An 18397-nucleotide genomic window follows, 5' to 3' on the forward strand; every position below is an offset into this window, starting at 1 on the left:
CCTATTATCTGTGGGAGACAGGGTCAAGCCACGCTATCCGGCAATGCGAAACAACAGCAAATGCCCTTGCCCGAAAGGAGATGAACTCCTAAATCTGGTGCATATGGAATTCAATTGATGTGGAGTTTTCTGATGTCCGAAAAGCCAGCTTACAATCACGCGCTTATCGAATGGAACGGACCGCTTGGCCTGCCGGACTTCAACGCATTTAAGGACAACGATTTCGCCGCCACGTTTGATGCAGCTCTGGTTGATGACCTTGCGGAAGTGGAAGCAATTTCTCATGAGACCGCTGAAGCCACGATTGAAAACACGCTGAAAGCTTTACAGCTGACGGGCAAGTCCCTTGATCGCGTTTCCTCCATTTTCTGGCTGCGTGCCGGTGCTCACACCAACGAGACTATTCAGACACTGGAGCGCGAAATCGCACCCAAAATGTCGCGCCACTATTCGCGCATCATGATGGACCCGAAGCTGTTTGCACGCATCGATGCACTTTATGAGAATCGCGACCATCTTGATCTGGATTTCGAAACCAAACGCGTTTTGGAGAAGACCTGGAAAGGCTTTGTTCGCTCCGGTGCCAAGCTTGATGAAGCCGGCAAAAAAGAACTCGCAGGCATCAATGAAAAGCTGGCGGGCCTCGGCGCGCGCTTCGGTCAGAATGTTCTGAAGGATGAATCAAGCTGGGCTTTGTTCATCACCAATGAGGCCGATCTCGCGGGGCTTCCTGATTTCCTCAAAAACGCCATGCAAAGTGCCGCAGCCGAGCGTGGTCAGCCGGACGCATGGGCAGTCACGCTATCACGCTCGATTGTTGAACCATTCCTGACCTTCTCGGAAAATCGTGAACTGCGCGAGCAGGCTTTCAACGCCTGGGGCAAGCGCGGCGAAAATGGCGGCGAGACCGACAACCGTGAGATCGTGCGCGAAATGGTGGAACTGCGCGAACGCAAGGCCCATCTGCTCGGCTATGCCAACTTTGCCGCATACAAGCTCGATGACACCATGGCCAAGACGCCAAAGGCCGTCATGGACCTGCTGGAACCAGTCTGGGACAAGGCGCGTGCCAAGGCTCATGAAGAAGAAACCGAACTTGAACGTCTGATCGCGGCCGACGGCCATAACCACAAAGTAGCGCCGTGGGACTGGCGTTTTTACGCCGAAAAGCTCCGTGCCGAACGCTTTGCCTTTGATGAGGCGGAACTCAAGCCATATCTGCAACTCGAAAAGATCATCGAAGCAAGCTTTGATGTTGCAACCCGCTTGTTCGGTATCCGTTTCGAGGAAAAGAAGGGCATCACCGCCTGGCATCCGGATGTAAGGGTGTTCCAGGTATTGAACGCTGACGGCAGCGAACGCGGCCTGTTTTTAGGCGACTATTTTGCCCGCACCTCCAAGCGCTCTGGCGCATGGATGAGTTCGCTGCAATCGAGCCACAAGCTCAATGCCGGGCAGAAGCCTTTCATCTACAATGTGATGAATTTTGCAAAGCCGAAGGCCGGTGAGCCCGCGCTTCTTTCGCTTGACGATGCCCGCACACTGTTCCACGAATTTGGTCATGCGTTGCATGGGCTTTTGTCGGATGTGACATGGCCCGCCGTTTCTGGCACCGCCGTTTCGCGTGACTTTGTCGAACTGCCATCCCAGCTCTACGAGCATTGGCTGACAGTCCCTGCTGTGCTTGAAAAATATGCCGTGCACTATCGCACTGGAGAAGCAATGCCAAAGGCACTGCTCGATAAGGTGCGTGCAGCGCGCTCTTTCAATGCAGGCTTCAATACGGTGGAATTCACCTCATCCGCGCTAGTTGATATGGCTTTCCATACAGGTACTGAAAAGATCAGCGATCCGCTGGCCTTTGAGGCGGCGACGCTGAAAAAACTGTCGATGCCTGATGCGATTATCATGCGTCACCGCACGCCACATTTCACCCATGTCTTCTCCGGCGACGGCTACTCCGCCGGGTACTATTCCTACATGTGGTCAGAAGTGCTGGATGCCGATGCATTCTCGGCATTTGAGGAGACGGGCGATGCGTTTAATCCGGAACTGGCCGCAAAGCTCAAGCAATATATCTATTCAGCCGGTGGCAGCCGTGATCCGGAAGAGCTTTACAAAGCCTTCCGCGGCAAGATGCCAACGCCGGATGCGATGATTGAAAAGCGTGGGTTGAACTAAAAAATGAAAAGGCCGGGAAACCGGCCTTTTTTCATTGCTTATGACTGAGAATATTCACAAGCCGTCCGTAGGGATCACGCACAAAGAAGCGCCGCACACCCCATTCCTCGTCGCTCGGCCCATATTCAATTTTAAAGCCGGCGGCAATCATCCGCCCAAGCACCGCATCGGTATCATCTACTTCTATGGAGAGATCGGGCACCGGAGTGCCCGAACCTCCTTCGGTGGCAAAACTGATCTGCACCCTTGCGTCCGCATCTGTGGCATAGGTGACAATCCAGCCATGGTCCATCACCACATCAAGTTCCAATACGTCTCCGTAGAAGCGTTTCGCGGCCGCGAGATCATCGGCCGCTATGTTGGATACGATGCGGCGGACAGCCATCAATATTCGCCAAGCTTGATGTCTGGTGTGTAATCGACGCCGTCGACTTCCTTCACCACAGGCTGACCGCAATGCAGAACACCAGTTGCCGCATTGAACGCATAGGTCGGCGAGCCATAAAGCTGCCAACCTTTGTTAAGCGCTGCGGTAACACGGTGACAGAACGCGGAATCGTCTGGGCCAGTGATGAAACGATAGAGCTTCATAGTCATTCTTCCTCGGTTATGATGACGAATTTGATTTTGCGAGAACGCGCTCGGCCATTTCGAGATGCAGACGCTCAACCATCTGCCCATCGAGCGACACGACGCCCTTCTCAGCATTTTCGGGCTGCGCAAACACTGAAATCACCGCGCGGGCATGGGCCACATCTTCATCCGACGGGGAGAAGGCGCGATTGGCCACCTCAATTTGTGAGGGGTGAATGAGCGTCTTGCCATCAAAGCCCATGAGAGCTGCCTGCAAGCATTCCGCTTCAAAGCCCACACTATCCCGAAAGTCATTGAAAACGCCGTCCAGCACATCAATGCCGCCAGCGCGCGCAGTCAGAATGATTTGCATCAGCCATGGGATCAGATAAGGCCGTCCAGCTTGCGGACGAACGCCGGTGGCGCGCGCAATATCATTTGGGCCCACCACAAAGCAGCCAAGCCTTGCCGCCGAACGATGGCCAAGTACGGCAATCTCATCCGCATTGAGGATGCCGCGCGGCGTTTCAATCATCGCCCAGACACGCATATCAGGGTCCGCATCGTGGCGGTCTAGCCGATTGGCGGCGTCAATCACATCCTGCGGACGCTCAACCTTGGGCAGCAACACAGCGTCTGCACCCATATTGGCTGCGGCAGCAACATCGCCTTTGCCCCATTGCGTATCGGCGGTATTCACCCGCACGACCCGCTCGAATTCAACCTTTGCATGCTCGGAAAAATGTGCGGACAGCGCGTCTCGCGCCGCAATTTTGGTCTCGGGCACTACGGAATCTTCCAGATCGTAGATCACGCAATCGGCTGCAAGCGTCAGCGACTTTTCAAGCGCACGACTATTGGATGCCGGTACGAACAAGACGGAACGACGTGGGCGAGCAATTATTTTCATGCGCAATTTGTGCACTGATCTGCATCAGCAGACAAGCGCTCGCCCGACAAAGTTTTTTAAATTCCGCTCGCTTCGTGTTCGAGCGTTCCGGTGAACTCACATGATGCGCCATGGTAATAGGTGCATCCACCGACCTCTTCGATCTCAAGCTTATATTCACCAACGAAATTCATCTTGATCTCGCAATAGCGCGGGTTTCGGGCGGACTCTGCTTCTTTCGGATCAAAACCTTCGCTCTGGATTTTGAATACCGCCTTTTTGTCTTTAATGGTGACATCACCGGAGACGCCACCACCGCAGCCTGGCTGATTATCGACCATTGGAACGTTTGTCGACAGAGATACGGCATATTGATCGCCACTTTTGTGCGTCACATCAGCCTTAAGTTCCATGCCTTCATTGCTTGTAAAAAGTCCTTCATGCGGATTGAAGCCAGGCTTGTTTTCCGCAGAAGCTGGCAAACTCATCACTGCAACTGTTAATCCCAAGAGAAAAAAACGAAGCATATTCCACCCATCACTGCTAATCATAAGACATAAAAACGTAGATAAGACTTTGATTATTTGGGCGATCCGGTCAAGCACATATAATATTTCCGTGCTGTCAGCATAATTGATCTTTCGGGAGCGAAAGTTGATAGAAGTGAGGTGTTGCAATACCTCCCATTCAGAAGACTTGAAATCCGCCTTAGGCCTGCTTATTTTCCAGCCTACGGTTGGAATGCACCCGCCGCTCGCAGCCTCACGGCCTTGGTAAAGCATTCTGAATTCACGTTCCTGTTCCGGTGACGGCAGAAACGGCAATGCGAGCGCCCGTTTACGAAAATGCTGCTCACATTCAGGAGCGAAACCATGACCACAGCTATCCTTGCTGGGCACAATACAACTGATTTCAAACATCAGGCTCGCCGTTTGCGGCAGGCTCTGGGTGAAGAAGGCATTCATATCAGCCACGGAAAGGCACTAGACCTCGTTGCTCGCCAGTCCGGCACGCGTGATTGGAACACCCTTGCAGCCCATGGCGTGAAAGCTGAAGCAGCTCTCATCGAAGAAAGTGCTGCCCCTTATCGTGTCAGCCAACGCGTTTCAGGCATGTTCCATTCAACCGCCTTTGAAGCCCGCATTATCGGTGTTGAAGAAACGATCAAGCCTGATCTATGGCGGATAACCCTGCAGTTTGATCCAGCGATTGATGTCGCAGTTTCACCAAACCTCTCGATGCTGCGCAGACGCTTTACGGTCGTTGTTGGTGCAGACGGGAAATCTCGCAGGTTGACCGGCAGCGAGACCGGCGGCATTGCACTTAACGTGCAATAATTTCGTCTAACTTCGCCTCGGCGCATGATTCTGATTATTTAATTCGATTTTCAGACATATTCATGCGCCGAACACGCTAACTGTTTCCGGCTTGCCTCAAAACAGGCCGGAAGCGCTGCTAATCTGCCCCAGGGTTGCGACCTATTAGGCAGTTATGGCCTGAAACATTGACTCTGTGCGGTGCTGATGTAAATCAGACTGCAAATTTAAAATACCCAACCGACAGGTCAGGAACATGGATAAGTTCACCAAGCTCACGGGCGTCGCGGCCCCCCTGCCGATCGTCAATATCGATACGGACATGATTATCCCAAAGGATTATCTGAAGACGATCAAGCGCACGGGTCTGAGCAAGGGGCTTTTTGCCGAAATGCGCTTTAACGAAGACGGAACCGAAAATGCGGATTTCGTGCTCAACAAGCCCGGCTATCGCAACGCCCAGATTCTGGTTGCTGGCGACAATTTTGGTTGCGGCTCCTCGCGTGAACATGCGCCTTGGGCTCTGCTCGATTTCGGCATTCGTTGCGTAATCTCGACCTCGTTCGCCGACATCTTCTACAATAACTGCTTCAAGAACGGCATTCTGCCGATCAAGGTTAGCCAGGAAGAACTCGACAAGCTGATGGACGATGCATCGCGCGGTGCGAATGCTACGCTCACCATTGATCTGGAAGCCAAGGAAATCCATGGCCCGGATGGCGGTTCAATTTCCTTTGACCTCGATGATTTCAAGCGTCACTGCCTGCTCAATGGTCTCGATGACATCGGCCTGACCATGGAAAAAGTAACGAACATTGATACATTTGAAGCAAAGAACGCCCAACAGCGTCCTTGGGCATAATGGTCATTGCAGTAAACGCCTCTGGTCGATGCGTGGTGGCCTGAACAAGTGAATAGGACACGATTGGCTGAAATGGCCCGAGAAGATCAAAGCGGTGACTGGGCGGCACGTTTGTCGCCCTCGCTAGACGAAATCGAATCCATCGCGATTGAAGCTCTTGCGCATCTGCCGCAAGAGTTCAGGACGCTGTGCGGCGATATCATTATCCAGATCTCTGACTTTCCCGAAGAACAGATCGTCGAGGACATGGGATTGGAAACGCCTTTCGACCTGTTAGGTCTGTTCGAGGGCACCGGTATTGGTGAACGCTTCAGCCTACAAACCGGCGAAGGCCCCAATCGCATCACGCTCTTCCGCCGTGCAATTCTGGATTACTGGTCCGAACACGAAGAAACGCTTGGCGATATCATCACTCATGTTCTCATCCATGAAATCGGCCACCATTTTGGCCTGTCGGATGACGATATGGAAGCGCTGGAAGCTCAGGCGGAATAGAATTACGGATTTGCGATGAACGGCACTGTTTTGCTATTTCTGACCAAAACAGTGACAATTTCGGTATTTTTCCAGTAGATTTCGATACAATCGCATACAGATATTGCATACGGAGAATGCTATTGATTGCCTCAGTTCAAACTGAGTGACGATCATGAGCCCTTCTCCGGCGGCCTACCAGCTTCTCCTCGTTTACACGACCTATGTTATTGCTGCCGGAAGTCCCGGCCCCAGCAATATGCGCATCATGAGCGTTGCCATGAACCAAGGCCGAAAAGCAGGACTGATGTTTGCCGCGGGCGTCGTGACAGGCTCCATCTTGTGGGGTTTGATGGCTGCGACCGGAGTTTCAGCGATCCTCACACGTTTTGCTGAGGCACTGATTGTTCTCAAGATTTTCGGCGGGCTTTACCTCCTGTATCTGGCCTTCAAAGCGGCACGCGCTGCTATGACATCGGATGAGAAAATCGCTGCCCGCGCAACGAGCGGTGATGCTTTCCTATCAGGCGGAGAGCTTTATCGACGCGGCTTGCTGCTGCATCTTTCCAATCCCAAGTCTATCCTGTCATGGATCGCGCTGGTAACGCTTGGCCTTGGCACAAACTCGTCTTGGCCGCAGCTGACGGCATTTCTCGGCGGCTGTATAGCGCTGAGCATCACTATCTTCTGCGGCTACGCCATTGTGTTCTCTACCGCGCCCATGGTGCGCATGTATCGGCGTGCTCGCCGCTGGATCGAAGGCGTTCTTGCAGCCGTCTTTGCTGTCGCTGGCATTCGCCTGCTTCTGTCACGCTGAACCTGTCTGAGAAATGAGTATCGCAATGAAGATTTTCAAAGGCCTCTCCGCTTTCCCCCTCACCCCAATCGATGCAGCAGGCAATCTTATCGAGGACGCGCTCAACGCATTTCTCACCCTCATCCATGACGCAGGCGCGGACTCGATTGGGCTGCTGGGAAGCACTGGCGGCTATGCCTTCCTCACACGAGAACAACGTCGACATACGGTCAGGACTGCAGTGAAATACATCGGCGGCAAGACGCCACTGATCGTGGGCGTCGGCGCATTGCGCACCGATGAAGCGCAAGCGCTTGCCCGCGATGCGGCAGATGCCGGGGCTGATGCGCTTTTGCTCGCGCCAGTGTCCTATACGCCGCTCACACAGGAAGAAGGCTTTCAGCATTTCAAAGCTGTTGCCGAGACGACGGATCTACCTTTGTGTATCTACAACAATCCCGGCACCACCCGTTTCATTTTCACCGATGAACTGATTGCTCGCTTGGCAGATCTCAAAAACATCAAGGCAATCAAAATGCCACTACCTGCCGATAATGACTACGCGGGAGAGGTCGCGAAGTTGCGCGCTACAACGCCCGATGATTTTGCCATCGGTTATAGCGGCGATTGGGGAGCAAAAGACGCTCTGCTCGCAGGCGCTGATGCTTTCTACAGTGTCGCTGCGGGCCTTCTACCAAAGCAGTTTGCAGCACTGGTGCGTGCTGCGCAAAGTGGCAAACAGGAAGAATCTGAGAATATCAACGCTGCATTTGAGCCGCTCTGGAACCTGTTCAAAGCCCATGGCAGTTTCCGCGTCATGTATCTGATCGCCGATCTGCTTGGTCTTGCAAAGATCGAACCACCGCGACCCATTCTGCCATTGGGCGGAGAAACGCGTGCACAGGTTGAGGCGGCATTGAAAGCGTTGAATGACCTGCCTCAATAAATGAAACAAAGGCGCCCATTTGGGCGCCTTTTGCTTCACTCGTTTGACCACGCATCCTATTCCGAAAGCCGGTACCCACTTTTCGGGATGCGCTTTATGCCACGCTCAAGCGGACATCGATATTACCGCGTGTTGCATGTGAATAAGGGCAAACGATGTGCGCGGCATTGACCAGTTCTTCCGCCTTGGCTTTTTCAACACCCGGCAGAGCAACTGCCAGAGCCACATCCAGACCAAACCCTGTACCATCTTCACGCGGACCGATACCCACGGTGGCAGTCACTGTGCTTTCAGCGGAAATGGAAACCTTTTCTTTCGCTGCGACAAATTTCAATGCGCCGAGGAAACAAGCTGCATAGCCGGATGCAAACAGCTGCTCAGGATTGGTACCTTCGCCACCCGAACCGCCGAGCTCCTTCGGTGTGTCGAGAACAACACTTAAACGACCATCAGCGGTCTTGGCGCTGCCTGTGCGGCCGCCAGTTGCTGTTGACTGGGTCGTGTAAAGAATAGCCATTGAAAATCTCCATTGATGGGTGTTCGTTTATCTTCGCAACCAAAATCGCAGAATAATGAATTGTGCACAATCTAATTTTGCAAAATATATTATCACAAATATGTGACGCGCAATTCAATTGCACCTCATGTAAAGTTCTGCCATGGAGCTTGCGCTATGAAAGAAGACCCAAAAGAATCCCATCTCAATCTGTCGGATATGGTCTGTTTCGCGATCTATTTGACCGCGAATGCGCTAACCCGCGCTTATCAACCGATCCTCAGCAAACTGGAACTGACCTATCCGCAGTTTCTGGTCATGATTGTTTTGTGGGAACAGGATAACCGCACGGTTTCTGAAATCGGCGCGAAACTCGGTCTCGATTCCGGCACCCTCACCCCGCTTTTGAAGCGGCTGGAAGCAGCAGGGCATATCGCGCGTCGCAGAGACAGCCAGGATGAGCGGCAGGTCCGCATTACGCTGAGCGATGGAGGCAGGGCTTTGCGCCTAGAGGCCGAAAGCATTCCTGAGCAGGTCTTCTGTGCACTCGGTCAGCCCATCAGTGACTTGCAGGATCTTCGAGCACAGCTGCTTGATGTCCGCAACAATCTCAAAGGCAGTATCTCGGGTTAGATTCCGAACGCACATCCCGAAAACCATTCCACACTTTTCAGAACGCACTATTAAAAAAAGCGCCGGTTTCCCGGCGCTTTTGTTTTGTCAAACTGCAATCTCGATTAAGCAGCAAGTGCCTTTGGCGTAATCAGGCCACGAGCAACAAGCAGTTCTGCGATCTGGATCGTGTTAAGAGCAGCGCCCTTGCGCAGATTGTCGGAAACAACCCAAAGTGCCAGACCGTTTTCAACCGTGATGTCTTCACGGATACGGCTGATGTAGGTTGCATCTTCGCCAGCCGATTCATACGGCGTGATATAGCCGCCGTCTTCGTGCTTATCGACAACCTGACAGCCAGGCGCTTCGCGCAGAATTTCGCGCGCTTCTTCAGCCGAAATCGGATTTTCAAACTCGATGTTGACTGCTTCCGAGTGACCGATGAACACAGGTACACGAACAGCCGTTGCCGTAAGCTTGATCTTTGGATCGAGCATCTTCTTGGTTTCGGCCACCATCTTCCATTCTTCCTTGGTGTAGCCGTCTTCCATGAAGACATCGATATGCGGGATCACGTTGAACGCGATGCGCTTGGTGAACTTCTGAGCGGTGACAGGATCAGCAACAAATACTGCACGCGACTGCTGGAACAATTCGTCCATGCCTTCCTTGCCAGCACCCGAAACGGACTGGTAGGTCGAAACAACAACGCGCTTGATCTTGGCTGCATCGTGCAGAGGCTTCAGAGCCACGACGAGCTGCGCAGTCGAGCAGTTCGGGTTAGCAATGATGTTCTTCTTGCGGAAACCTTCAATCGCATCAGGGTTCACTTCAGGAACAATGAGCGGCACATTGGCGTCATAGCGCCATGCGGACGAGTTATCGATAACAACGCAGCCCTGCGCACCGATCTTTGGCGACCATTCCTTGGAAATGTTGCCGCCAGCGGACATGAGGCAGATGTCGGTATCTGAGAAATCATACTGGTCGAGCGGCTTAACCTTCAGCGTCTTGTCGCCATAGGATACTTCCGTGCCTTGGCTGCGACGCGAAGCAAGCGCTACGACTTCATCAGCCGGAAAGCCACGTTCTTCGAGGATATTGAGCATTTCGCGCCCGACATTACCGGTGGCGCCGACGACTGCAATCTTGAAACCCATTTACCTTCTCCTGTCCTCTCCGCTTCCATAAAAACCCGCGACCAGCGGGCCTTATCCCTGGGCCGGACCCGGGGAGAGAGGGCGAGCAGGCCAAGGGGTCAGACCGTTTTGGTGGTCGTTTTAATGCAAGTGGCCGTGGTAGTTTTGGAAACGGACGCCATAGGGCTGTCAATGGCGATGAGGCCATTCAGTCCACACAGGCTATGTGATGCGCGAGAAGCGTTCACGGGATTGTCTCCTTTTCCGATTGCGCTTTTAAGCCCTTTGAAAAAAGAGTCAATGTGTTTGCAGCGATGAGCGCAACAAAACTGCTCAAATATGCAGGAACGATCCCGCTTATTACGCAGAGACCACGAAATGACAAAGGCCCGCGCAGCGAATGCTGCGCGGGCCTTTCAAAAATGATGCTCTAATTAGTAAAGCAGACGCGTGCGAACCGTACCCGGAATTTCGCGCATTGCCTGAAGCACATCTTCGGCATGTTCTTCCATCGCATCGCCTTCGATAACCACATAGCCGACTTCACCATCGGTCTGCAGAAACTGACTGACGATGTTGATATTGTGCGATGAGAAGATGTTGACGAGGCTGTTGAGGATGCCCGGACGGTTCTCATGCACATGCATGAAGCGCGTGCCGCTTGGACGTGCAGGCAGCTGAACCTGCGGGAAGTTAACCGCACCCAGCGTAGAACCGACATCGGAATACTCAACCAGCTTGCGGCTGACTTCCATACCGATGCGCTCCTGCGCTTCTTCGGTGGAACCGCCGATATGCGGGGTCAGGATAACGTTTTCCAGTCCCTGCAATGGCGAAACAAACGGGTCCTTGTTCGAAGCCGGTTCAACCGGGAAGACGTCAATTGCCGCACCGGCAAGATGACCTTCTTTGAGCACTGTAGCCAATGCTTCCAGATCGACCACAGTTCCGCGTGCATTGTTGATGAGGAAGGCACCCTTCTTCATCTTGCGCAGCTTCGCTTCGGTAATCATCTTGGCCGTCGACTTGTTCGATGGCACATGGAGGCTGATTACGTCCGAAATTTCGAGCAATTCATCAAGCGTGTCCGTCGGGATCACGTTGCCATATTGCAGCTTGTCGGTCATGTCGAAATAGCGGACCGTCATGCCGAGGCTTTCAGCAAGATTACCAACCTGCGAACCGATATTGCCGTAGCCAACGATACCCAGCGTCTTGCCACGGACTTCGCGGCTGCCAGTCGCGCTCTTGTCCCAGCCGCCGACATGGGCTGCATTGGAGCGTGGGAAAATACGACGCATCAGCATGATGATTTCGCCAATCACCAGTTCAGCAACCGAGCGGGTGTTGGAGAAAGGTGCGTTGAATACCGGAATACCACGCTTGCGGGCGGCTTTCAGATCAACCTGATTGGTGCCGACCGAGAAACAACCGACTGCGATCAGACGCTGCGCCGCTTCAAACACTTCGTCGGTGAGCTGCGTGCGAGAACGAATGCCAACGATATGCGCGGATGAAATCGCCTCGATCAGCTCAGCCTTGTCGAGTGCCTTGGGCAGATGAACGACGTTGGTGTAACCGGACGATTTGAAATAATCGACAGCAGACTGGTTAATGCCTTCGAGAAGAAGAACGTTGATACGCTCGCGCGCGAATGAAAGACGTGCAGTCATGTTTGGGGCTTTCAGGCTCTGGGCTCGATGTTCGCTCAGCGACATAAATCAATCTGCAAATGTCGTCACTGCGATATTTTAGGGCATGCGGATGAATTTAACTCTGGGAATTTGTCGGCATTTATCGCGAGAGCGACTTAACACCCAATGCGTGAGAAAAAAACCAAATTCGACGAAAAATGGCTGTTAGAGGTCGTATTTGGATAATCATTCCTATTTCATCGTCACAGCGTACGCGGTCACGCCTAAAATAAAGGCATTCCAACGCCAAACGGACAGGAATAGCGCGCACATTACCATCTATCAGCGTTGCCTGATCTAGTCTTCGCTGCGAGTCGTGCCATCGCGGTCACGTTCATAGTGTCTTTTGAGTGGAAATGGCGGCAACCAGGATTCACGCCGGATAGTCCAGAGCTCATAGGTTGGCTTGAACTGATCTGGGGAATCTAGAGACCCCAGATTGATTTCAACCTCATCTTCCGATCTTGAAAAGACCGAGGAGCCACAACGCGGACAGAAATATCGTCCCGCATAATCCTTTGTTTCACCGTCAATTGTTACCGCACTGTCTGGAAAAATCGCCGATGCGTGAAACAAAGCGCCGTGATGCTTACGACAATCAAGACAATGGCAAATTCCTACGCGGTAGGGTGAACCGGAAACAACAAACCGCACATTGCCGCAAAGGCAGCCCCCTTCAAAACGCTTCATGTATGATCTCCTCAAGAAAAGAGCTGCCAGATTTTCAGTTCTGACAATATTGCGACCACGCTCGTCTTCGGCTCGCAGCCTGTCAACTTTCACGGGGCAACAAGCCGAGCGGTTCTCATACTAAAAGATAATAAACGGATTAAACGATTCAGTTCATCATGCTTGCGTGGAAAAAGTGCGTGGAAGTTGGAGGAGAACGTCCGCGCACATCAGCAAAAATGCTGTTGGGAGGAATTAATGTCAGTTCAATCGAGCGCCAAGGCCGGCGCACCTAAAATGACGCGTGAAGAAAAGAAGGTGATCTTCGCTTCTTCGCTCGGCACTGTATTTGAATGGTACGATTTTTATCTCTACGGAACACTTGCTGCCTTTATCGGCGCTGCGTTCTTCAATGAATATCCTGAAACAACCCGTAATATTTTCGTGCTGCTCGCTTTCGCAGCAGGCTTTCTCGTACGCCCGTTTGGCGCACTCGTCTTCGGACGTATCGGCGATCTCGTTGGTCGTAAATATACGTTCCTCGTTACCATCGTCATCATGGGCGCATCGACGTTCCTCGTCGGCATTCTGCCCGGATCGGCAACGCTCGGTATTGTTGCACCTGCGATCCTGATCATTCTGCGCATGTTGCAGGGTCTGGCGCTTGGCGGCGAATATGGTGGCGCTGCTACCTATGTTGCCGAACACGCCCCGAACGGTCGTCGCGGCTTCTACACATCCTGGATTCAGACAACCGCAACACTGGGCCTGTTCCTTTCATTGATGGTTATTCTGAGCATTCAGAACGTGATGACGACTGAGTCCTTTGCTGCCTGGGGCTGGCGTATTCCGTTCTTGGTGTCGATCATTCTTTTGGGTATCTCGGTCTGGATTCGTATGCAGATGAGTGAATCCCCAGCCTTCAAGAAAATGAAGGAAGAAGGAAAGACATCCAAGGCACCGCTTTCTGAAGCTTTCGGTCAGTGGAAAAATGCAAAGATCGCCCTCATCGCGCTGTTCGGCCTTACCATGGGTCAGGCTGTCGTCTGGTATTGCGGTCAGTTCTACGCTCTGTTCTTCTTGCAGAACGTGCTGAAGGTTGAAAACCAGACCGCAAACATCATGGTGGCTGCAGCCCTTCTGCTCGGCACCAGCTTCTTCGTTATCTTTGGCTGGCTGTCCGATAAAATCGGCCGTAAGCCAATCATCATGGCAGGCCTGCTGCTTGCAGCAGTAACTTACTTCCCGCTGTTCAAAGCTCTCACGCAGGCCGCAAACCCGGCGCTGGCACAGGCCGAGCAGACAATCCGTGCAACCGTTACGGCAGCTCCTGGCGACTGTAACTTCCAGTTCAACGCAACAGGCACTTCAAAATTCACCAGCTCCTGCGATATCGCAACGAGCTTCCTGTCGCGCAGTGCTGTGCCTTATGATGTTGTAATCGGCCCTGCCGGACAGCCTGCAACGGTCAAGATCGGTGAATCCACTGTAACTTCGTTTGATGCGAATGCAGCTGGTGCAGAAGCAACTGCAAAGCAGGCTGCTTTGACCCATGACATCAACCTCGCCCTGCAAAAGGCTGGTTGGCCGCTCGTACGCAGCCCTGCCAAAGTTGCAGATTCCAAGCTCGATGCCTTCATCGCAGCCAATCCGGAACTGGAACTGAATGCGGAAGCTGTACGTGCCGGTGAAAAGGCAACCATGTCGAGCGCTGATCTGGTCAAGAACAAGATCATCACGCAGGCGGAAGCCGATGCTGCAGCTCAGCCCGAACAGGCTGTCTACACCATCCCGAATGCAGGCGCGTTCAAGATGGTCGCCGATCCTTCGCAGATCAACTGGGTTATGACGATCGCCATTCTCACCATTCTCGTGATTTACGTCACGATGGTTTATGGCCCAATCGCCGCTATCCTGGTTGAAATGTTCCCGACCCGCATTCGTTACACCGGTATGTCGCTGCCATATCACATCGGTAACGGCTGGTTCGGTGGCCTGCTGCCAGCAACCGTCTTCGCGATGAGTGCTGCTAAGGGCGACATATACTACGGACTTTGGTATCCGATTGTGCTTGCAACAATCACGCTCGTAATCGGCCTCCTCTTCGTCAAGGAAACCAAGAATGTCGATCTCAATAAGATTGATTAGTTGAGCTCAAATAAACTGAAAACGCCGCCTCATCGGGCGGCGTTTTTTAATTGCGTCCACTCAACGATATTGTGCCTCGATCTCGATAAGCTTCTGCTTTCGCCAAAGGCCTCCGCCATAACCGATCAATGAGCCATCCGCACCAATCACTCGATGACACGGAATGATGATGGCAATCTGATTGGCACCGTTCGCCCGCGCCACGGCACGAACCGCAAGCGGCTTTTCTACTGCCCTTGCAATCTCGCTATAGCTTCGTGTCTGGCCTGCTCCGATATTCTGCAATTCTCGCCAGACGTCGCGTGTAAATGCGCTCCCATGCAGCACCAGCGGAATATTGAAATTGGCGGATCGTCCTGCAAAAAATGCATCGAGCTCCCGTTCCAGCACATCATGCGACGGATATCGTCCGATACCGATTGCACCATAACAGGCCTTATGCAGCTTTTTCAGCTCTTGCGGCAACGCCTTGCGATCAGCAAATTCCAGCAAATGCAGGGATGACTGATCACACACGGCAATCATTGTACCGAGCGGCGTCTTAATCCAATCTGCGCGGAGCAAGCCATCCTTTTGTAACTGCGCCGGGGCCAGACCTAGAATTCGGGCGAAAGCATTGCGGAACGCATCGGGTGATTCAAAACCCGCATCGACTTGGGCATCGATGACACGCTCACCCTGCGCAAGTGTCTGGAAACCCTGTCGCAACCGTTCCTGCCGAGCCATTTCAAGAAAGGTAATACCAAAATGCCGCCTGAAACTACGTCGCACGGTCGATGGATCAAAGCCCATGCCAGCGACATCACCCTCGCTCCAGCGCCGTTGCGGCTGTGCTTCCAACGCCTTCAGCAGACGATCGACAGAAACATCCGCTTCCGCTGCGGGCTGCAACGGGTGGCATCTTTTGCAAGCACGAAAACCGTCGGCAATGCATTCAGGTATTGAAGCAAAAAACCGGCAATTCTCTTTCAACGGCTTTCGTGCAGGACAGGTCAGCCGGCAGAAAATGCCCGTCGAAAGCACGCCAACATAGGCTTTGCCTTCATACGCAGTGTTGCGGGCAAGCAAGGCGTCATACAAGGTGTTCATATCGGGAAGTGTGTTCAACATGACCACTATTCTTAGCGTCCTGGCGATAAATTGCAGCCGGAAATCGGGCGTTTATTTTCCAGCTATCCACTTTCTGCAGAGCGGCGAAACAACTTTACTATAACAAAACAATTCTATTCATTCTTAGTCAAACACACGCTATTTATTCTGAATATCATAGCATTTCCAGCAAAAGTGCGAAGCGATTTTGCGTCGGATATTGCGCAAGAACAAACAGTTACAGCGGTTCCAACGATTCATTCTGAACTGGAACCGCTGTAAGACAGCCGTGCATCCTTAACAAACTGAACAAGCAGGTGAAGAATTGCCTTCAGGAGTCGACACAGCAATCAGTGCTGCTGATGCTTTCTCTCATATGAGAATTATCAATGGCATGGGTATCAGTCTGTGCATGTCACGGCTGCTCATCTTTGCTTCGCGTTTCGTCCAGCATCCGAACAAGCATAAAATATCTTATATGCATATCGGATGGGTTATTGTTGTTTTCCTCTGGATCATTCAGTTCTGGTGGGACTATCTTTTTGAAAGCAGCACAAAGACATACAATGTCTATACCTATGTCTCAGACCTTCTTTATGTTTTCGGCCTGTTTTTCATGTGCGTTACTTTAACGCCGGACGACATTAAGGAATATGGCGACTATGAACGCTATTTTATGTCGCGAAAAACATGGCTGCTGTCACTATTGATATTGCTCAATCTGATGGAACTTGTGCGCAGTGCTGGCCCCAGCATTTCAATCAATAATGAAGAATCTCCGCTCGGCGATTTCATTTTCTTTGCGATCGAAACTGCCGTGATATTGTTTGCAATGCGGATCAAAAGGAAGGGATTTCAATATTTCTTCATCGCCTTGCTGATAGCTGCGGTGTTCGCAAACTTCACAATACAGCTCGACTGAAAATAATAAAAAAGCCGCTGCGCGATCTCTGCACAGCGGCCGTTTCTAAAAGGTATTATCAGCGATTAAGCCGAAAGCGCCTTGAACTTTGCAAGAATTGCATCGCCCATTTCGGTGGTGCCAACCTTGTTGGTGCCTTCCGACCAGATGTCGGCAGTGCGCAGACCATCATCGAGAACACCGGCAATCGCAGCTTCCAGACGATCAGCTTCATCGATCAGGTTGAACGAGTAGCGCAGGCACATGGCAAGCGAGGCGATCATGGCAATCGGATTGGCAACACCCTGGCCAGCAATGTCTGGTGCCGAACCATGTACTGGCTCGTAAAGCGCCTTGCGCTTGCCGGTAACACCATCAGCAGCACCGAGCGAAGCCGACGGCAACATGCCGAGCGAACCGGTCAGCATAGCAGCAACGTCGGAAAGCATATCGCCAAACAGGTTGTCGGTCACGATCACGTCGAACTGCTTCGGCCAGCGAACGAGCTGCATACCGCCAGCATCAGCCAGCATATGCTCAAGTTCAACATCCGAATGCTTTTCCTTGTGACGAGCGGTAACGACCTGATTCCACAGGACGCCCGACTTCATCACATTGCGCTTTTCCATCGACGTAACTTTGTTGCCGCGGGTGCGCGCAAGTTCAAAAGCCACATCGGCAATGCGTTCGATTTCGTAGGTGTCGTAAATCTGCGTATCGATACCGCGCTTCTGGCCATTGCCCAGGTCGATGATTTCCTTAGGCTCGCCGAAGTAAACACCACCGGTAAGCTCGCGCAGGATCAGAATGTCGAGGCCTTCGATCACTTCCGGCTTCAGCGACGATGAATGTGCGAGGGCCGGATAGCAGATTGCCGGACGCAAGTTCGCATAAAGTGCGAGATCCTTGCGCAGACGCAAGAGACCTGCTTCGGGACGTACTTCATAAGGAACGCTATCCCACTTAGGACCGCCAACCGCACCGAAAAGCACAGCATCAGCAGCAAGCGCCTTTTCCATATCCGCATCAGAAATCGCCTGACCGTGCGCATCATATGCCGATCCGCCAACCAGGCCTTCATCGGTTTCAAAACCGAGATTCAGACCCGAATTGAGGAAAGCGATAATTTTGCGGACCTCAGCCATTGCTTCGGGACCGATGCCATCGCCGGGCAGGAGAAGGAGTTTTCTGGATGCCATAATGCCAAGCCTCTGTTTTTTCTCACACAATAGCGGCAGGGAAATCAATTTCCGATATCGCGCTTTCAAGTTCCGCGAGGGTTATAGAACCCCCTCGCGCGGCAAGCAACAACCCGCGATGCGAAATTTATGAAAAAGAACAGAGGACATGCAGAAATTATATAACGGCTTTATCGGGCAGATTCGTTTAAACTTCAAATCTGCCCGAAGCTGGATACCCTCTATTCCAGAGGACGCGCTTCCGATGGCAGCATGATCGGAATACCGCCGCGAACCGGATAGGCAAGTCTCGCCTTTTGCGAGATCAACTCATTATTTTCCGCATCATATTGGAGCGGCCCCTTGGTTAGCGGACAAACAAGCAGCTCAAGCAGTTTCACGTCGAGGTTGCCGGTATTTTCATCTATTGCCAT

At 52.4% G+C, this 18397-nt stretch carries 20 protein-coding genes; 9 read left to right on the forward strand and 11 right to left on the reverse strand.

From position 1 onward, the window contains the following. Nucleotides 1-132 precede the first annotated feature (132 nt). A complete protein-coding gene (locus tag CEV34_RS18510) occupies nucleotides 133-2181 on the forward strand; it encodes a M3 family metallopeptidase (RefSeq protein ID WP_007877779.1) in 2049 nt (682 codons plus the stop codon). Nucleotides 2182-2212: 31 nt separating this feature from the next. Here the strand turns inward: CEV34_RS18510 and CEV34_RS18515 are convergent, their stop codons facing one another. Genes CEV34_RS18515 through CEV34_RS26805 form a run of 4 tightly spaced genes read right to left on the reverse strand, consistent with a single transcriptional unit; the run spans nucleotide 2213 to nucleotide 4563 of the window. Then, on the reverse strand, nucleotides 2213-2566 hold the full coding sequence (locus CEV34_RS18515; protein WP_007877778.1) for a VOC family protein: 354 nt from the start codon (nucleotides 2564-2566) through the stop codon (nucleotides 2213-2215). Continuing rightward, nucleotides 2566-2772, reverse strand: a complete 207-nt coding sequence (locus CEV34_RS18520; RefSeq protein ID WP_007877777.1) for a DUF1737 domain-containing protein — start codon at nucleotides 2770-2772, stop codon at nucleotides 2566-2568. Before CEV34_RS18520 ends, CEV34_RS18515 begins: the two co-directional genes overlap by 1 nt. 16 nt (nucleotides 2773-2788) lie before the next feature. After that, a complete protein-coding gene (locus CEV34_RS18525) occupies nucleotides 2789-3679 on the reverse strand; it encodes an HpcH/HpaI aldolase/citrate lyase family protein (protein WP_235819105.1) in 891 nt (296 codons plus the stop codon). A gap of 41 nt (nucleotides 3680-3720) precedes the next feature. Then, complete coding sequence (locus CEV34_RS26805) at nucleotides 3721-4563, reverse strand: hypothetical protein (protein ID WP_143853438.1); 843 nt, start codon at nucleotides 4561-4563, stop codon at nucleotides 3721-3723. On the opposite strand from CEV34_RS26805, the gene CEV34_RS18535 reads away from it, so the two are divergent. The 5 genes from CEV34_RS18535 (at nucleotide 4516) to CEV34_RS18555 (ending at nucleotide 8037) form a co-directional block, all read left to right on the forward strand. Then, nucleotides 4516-4980: a glyoxalase superfamily protein gene (locus tag CEV34_RS18535; RefSeq protein ID WP_007877774.1), complete on the forward strand. Its 465-nt coding sequence runs from the start codon at nucleotides 4516-4518 to the stop codon at nucleotides 4978-4980. The genes CEV34_RS26805 and CEV34_RS18535 overlap by 48 nt on opposite strands. Nucleotides 4981-5215: 235 nt before the next feature. Further along, the gene (gene leuD, locus CEV34_RS18540; RefSeq protein ID WP_007877773.1) at nucleotides 5216-5821 is read left to right on the forward strand and encodes a 3-isopropylmalate dehydratase small subunit; all 606 of its coding nucleotides are present in this window, start codon (nucleotides 5216-5218) and stop codon (nucleotides 5819-5821) included. 72 nt (nucleotides 5822-5893) lie between these two features. Continuing rightward, nucleotides 5894-6316 (forward strand): metallopeptidase family protein, encoded by a 423-nt coding sequence (locus CEV34_RS18545; RefSeq protein WP_007877771.1) that lies wholly within the window; start codon nucleotides 5894-5896, stop codon nucleotides 6314-6316. A 154-nt stretch (nucleotides 6317-6470) separates the two neighbouring features. Beyond that, nucleotides 6471-7112 (forward strand): LysE family translocator, encoded by a 642-nt coding sequence (locus CEV34_RS18550; RefSeq protein ID WP_007877770.1) that lies wholly within the window; start codon nucleotides 6471-6473, stop codon nucleotides 7110-7112. 25 nt (nucleotides 7113-7137) lie between these two features. Next, entirely contained in the window at nucleotides 7138-8037 is a 900-nt protein-coding gene (locus CEV34_RS18555) for a dihydrodipicolinate synthase family protein (RefSeq protein ID WP_007877769.1), read from the forward strand. 94 nt (nucleotides 8038-8131) lie between these two features. On the opposite strand, the gene CEV34_RS18560 is transcribed toward CEV34_RS18555, so the two are convergent. Further along, nucleotides 8132-8554 (reverse strand): organic hydroperoxide resistance protein, encoded by a 423-nt coding sequence (locus CEV34_RS18560; protein WP_007877768.1) that lies wholly within the window; start codon nucleotides 8552-8554, stop codon nucleotides 8132-8134. Nucleotides 8555-8710: 156 nt separating this feature from the next. On the opposite strand from CEV34_RS18560, the gene CEV34_RS18565 reads away from it, so the two are divergent. Continuing rightward, nucleotides 8711-9166, forward strand: a complete 456-nt coding sequence (locus CEV34_RS18565) for a MarR family winged helix-turn-helix transcriptional regulator (protein WP_007877767.1) — start codon at nucleotides 8711-8713, stop codon at nucleotides 9164-9166. 104 nt (nucleotides 9167-9270) lie between these two features. Here the strand turns inward: CEV34_RS18565 and CEV34_RS18570 are convergent, their stop codons facing one another. From CEV34_RS18570 to CEV34_RS18580, 3 genes are all read right to left on the reverse strand, one after another. After that, nucleotides 9271-10305, reverse strand: a complete 1035-nt coding sequence (locus CEV34_RS18570; protein ID WP_007877766.1) for an aspartate-semialdehyde dehydrogenase — start codon at nucleotides 10303-10305, stop codon at nucleotides 9271-9273. A gap of 413 nt (nucleotides 10306-10718) precedes the next feature. Then, nucleotides 10719-11957 (reverse strand): phosphoglycerate dehydrogenase, encoded by a 1239-nt coding sequence (gene serA / locus CEV34_RS18575; RefSeq protein ID WP_007877765.1) that lies wholly within the window; start codon nucleotides 11955-11957, stop codon nucleotides 10719-10721. Nucleotides 11958-12275: 318 nt separating this feature from the next. Next, nucleotides 12276-12668 (reverse strand): GFA family protein, encoded by a 393-nt coding sequence (locus CEV34_RS18580; protein ID WP_007877757.1) that lies wholly within the window; start codon nucleotides 12666-12668, stop codon nucleotides 12276-12278. Nucleotides 12669-12905: 237 nt separating this feature from the next. Here CEV34_RS18580 and CEV34_RS18585 point away from each other — a divergent pair, with 237 nt between their 5' ends. Beyond that, the gene (locus CEV34_RS18585) at nucleotides 12906-14795 is read left to right on the forward strand and encodes an MFS transporter (RefSeq protein WP_007877756.1); all 1890 of its coding nucleotides are present in this window, start codon (nucleotides 12906-12908) and stop codon (nucleotides 14793-14795) included. A gap of 60 nt (nucleotides 14796-14855) precedes the next feature. Here CEV34_RS18585 and CEV34_RS18590 read toward each other — a convergent pair whose 3' ends face one another. Beyond that, entirely contained in the window at nucleotides 14856-15905 is a 1050-nt protein-coding gene (locus CEV34_RS18590) for a bifunctional transcriptional activator/DNA repair enzyme AdaA (protein ID WP_007877755.1), read from the reverse strand. Nucleotides 15906-16209: 304 nt separating this feature from the next. On the opposite strand from CEV34_RS18590, the gene CEV34_RS18595 reads away from it, so the two are divergent. Continuing rightward, a complete protein-coding gene (locus CEV34_RS18595; RefSeq protein ID WP_143853440.1) occupies nucleotides 16210-16806 on the forward strand; it encodes a hypothetical protein in 597 nt (198 codons plus the stop codon). A 65-nt stretch (nucleotides 16807-16871) separates the two neighbouring features. Here CEV34_RS18595 and leuB read toward each other — a convergent pair whose 3' ends face one another. Both leuB and CEV34_RS18605 read right to left on the reverse strand, forming a co-directional pair. After that, nucleotides 16872-17984, reverse strand: coding sequence for a 3-isopropylmalate dehydrogenase (gene leuB / locus CEV34_RS18600; protein ID WP_007877752.1), 1113 nt, complete (start codon nucleotides 17982-17984; stop codon nucleotides 16872-16874). Nucleotides 17985-18205: 221 nt separating this feature from the next. Further along, entirely contained in the window at nucleotides 18206-18397 is a 192-nt protein-coding gene (locus CEV34_RS18605) for a Trm112 family protein (protein ID WP_007877751.1), read from the reverse strand.

Source organism: Brucella pseudogrignonensis, from assembly GCF_002252525.1.
Classification (GTDB): domain Bacteria; phylum Pseudomonadota; class Alphaproteobacteria; order Rhizobiales; family Rhizobiaceae; genus Brucella; species Brucella pseudogrignonensis.

Coding starts and splice junctions, on each gene's coding strand:
- CEV34_RS18510 (WP_007877779.1), top strand. CDS start 133: ATGTCCGAAAAGCCAGCTTACAATCACGCGCTTATCGAATGGAACGGA.
- CEV34_RS18515 (WP_007877778.1), bottom strand. CDS start 2,566: ATGGCTGTCCGCCGCATCGTATCCAACATAGCGGCCGATGATCTCGCG.
- CEV34_RS18520 (WP_007877777.1), bottom strand. CDS start 2,772: ATGAAGCTCTATCGTTTCATCACTGGCCCAGACGATTCCGCGTTCTGT.
- CEV34_RS18535 (WP_007877774.1), top strand. CDS start 4,516: ATGACCACAGCTATCCTTGCTGGGCACAATACAACTGATTTCAAACAT.
- CEV34_RS26805 (WP_143853438.1), bottom strand. CDS start 4,563: ATGTTTGAAATCAGTTGTATTGTGCCCAGCAAGGATAGCTGTGGTCAT.
- leuD (WP_007877773.1), top strand. CDS start 5,216: ATGGATAAGTTCACCAAGCTCACGGGCGTCGCGGCCCCCCTGCCGATC.
- CEV34_RS18545 (WP_007877771.1), top strand. CDS start 5,894: ATGGCCCGAGAAGATCAAAGCGGTGACTGGGCGGCACGTTTGTCGCCC.
- CEV34_RS18550 (WP_007877770.1), top strand. CDS start 6,471: ATGAGCCCTTCTCCGGCGGCCTACCAGCTTCTCCTCGTTTACACGACC.
- CEV34_RS18555 (WP_007877769.1), top strand. CDS start 7,138: ATGAAGATTTTCAAAGGCCTCTCCGCTTTCCCCCTCACCCCAATCGAT.
- CEV34_RS18560 (WP_007877768.1), bottom strand. CDS start 8,554: ATGGCTATTCTTTACACGACCCAGTCAACAGCAACTGGCGGCCGCACA.
- CEV34_RS18565 (WP_007877767.1), top strand. CDS start 8,711: ATGAAAGAAGACCCAAAAGAATCCCATCTCAATCTGTCGGATATGGTC.
- CEV34_RS18570 (WP_007877766.1), bottom strand. CDS start 10,305: ATGGGTTTCAAGATTGCAGTCGTCGGCGCCACCGGTAATGTCGGGCGC.
- serA (WP_007877765.1), bottom strand. CDS start 11,957: ATGACTGCACGTCTTTCATTCGCGCGCGAGCGTATCAACGTTCTTCTT.
- CEV34_RS18580 (WP_007877757.1), bottom strand. CDS start 12,668: ATGAAGCGTTTTGAAGGGGGCTGCCTTTGCGGCAATGTGCGGTTTGTT.
- CEV34_RS18585 (WP_007877756.1), top strand. CDS start 12,906: ATGTCAGTTCAATCGAGCGCCAAGGCCGGCGCACCTAAAATGACGCGT.
- CEV34_RS18590 (WP_007877755.1), bottom strand. CDS start 15,905: ATGTTGAACACACTTCCCGATATGAACACCTTGTATGACGCCTTGCTT.
- leuB (WP_007877752.1), bottom strand. CDS start 17,984: ATGGCATCCAGAAAACTCCTTCTCCTGCCCGGCGATGGCATCGGTCCC.
- CEV34_RS18605 (WP_007877751.1), bottom strand. CDS start 18,397: ATGGCAATAGATGAAAATACCGGCAACCTCGACGTGAAACTGCTTGAG.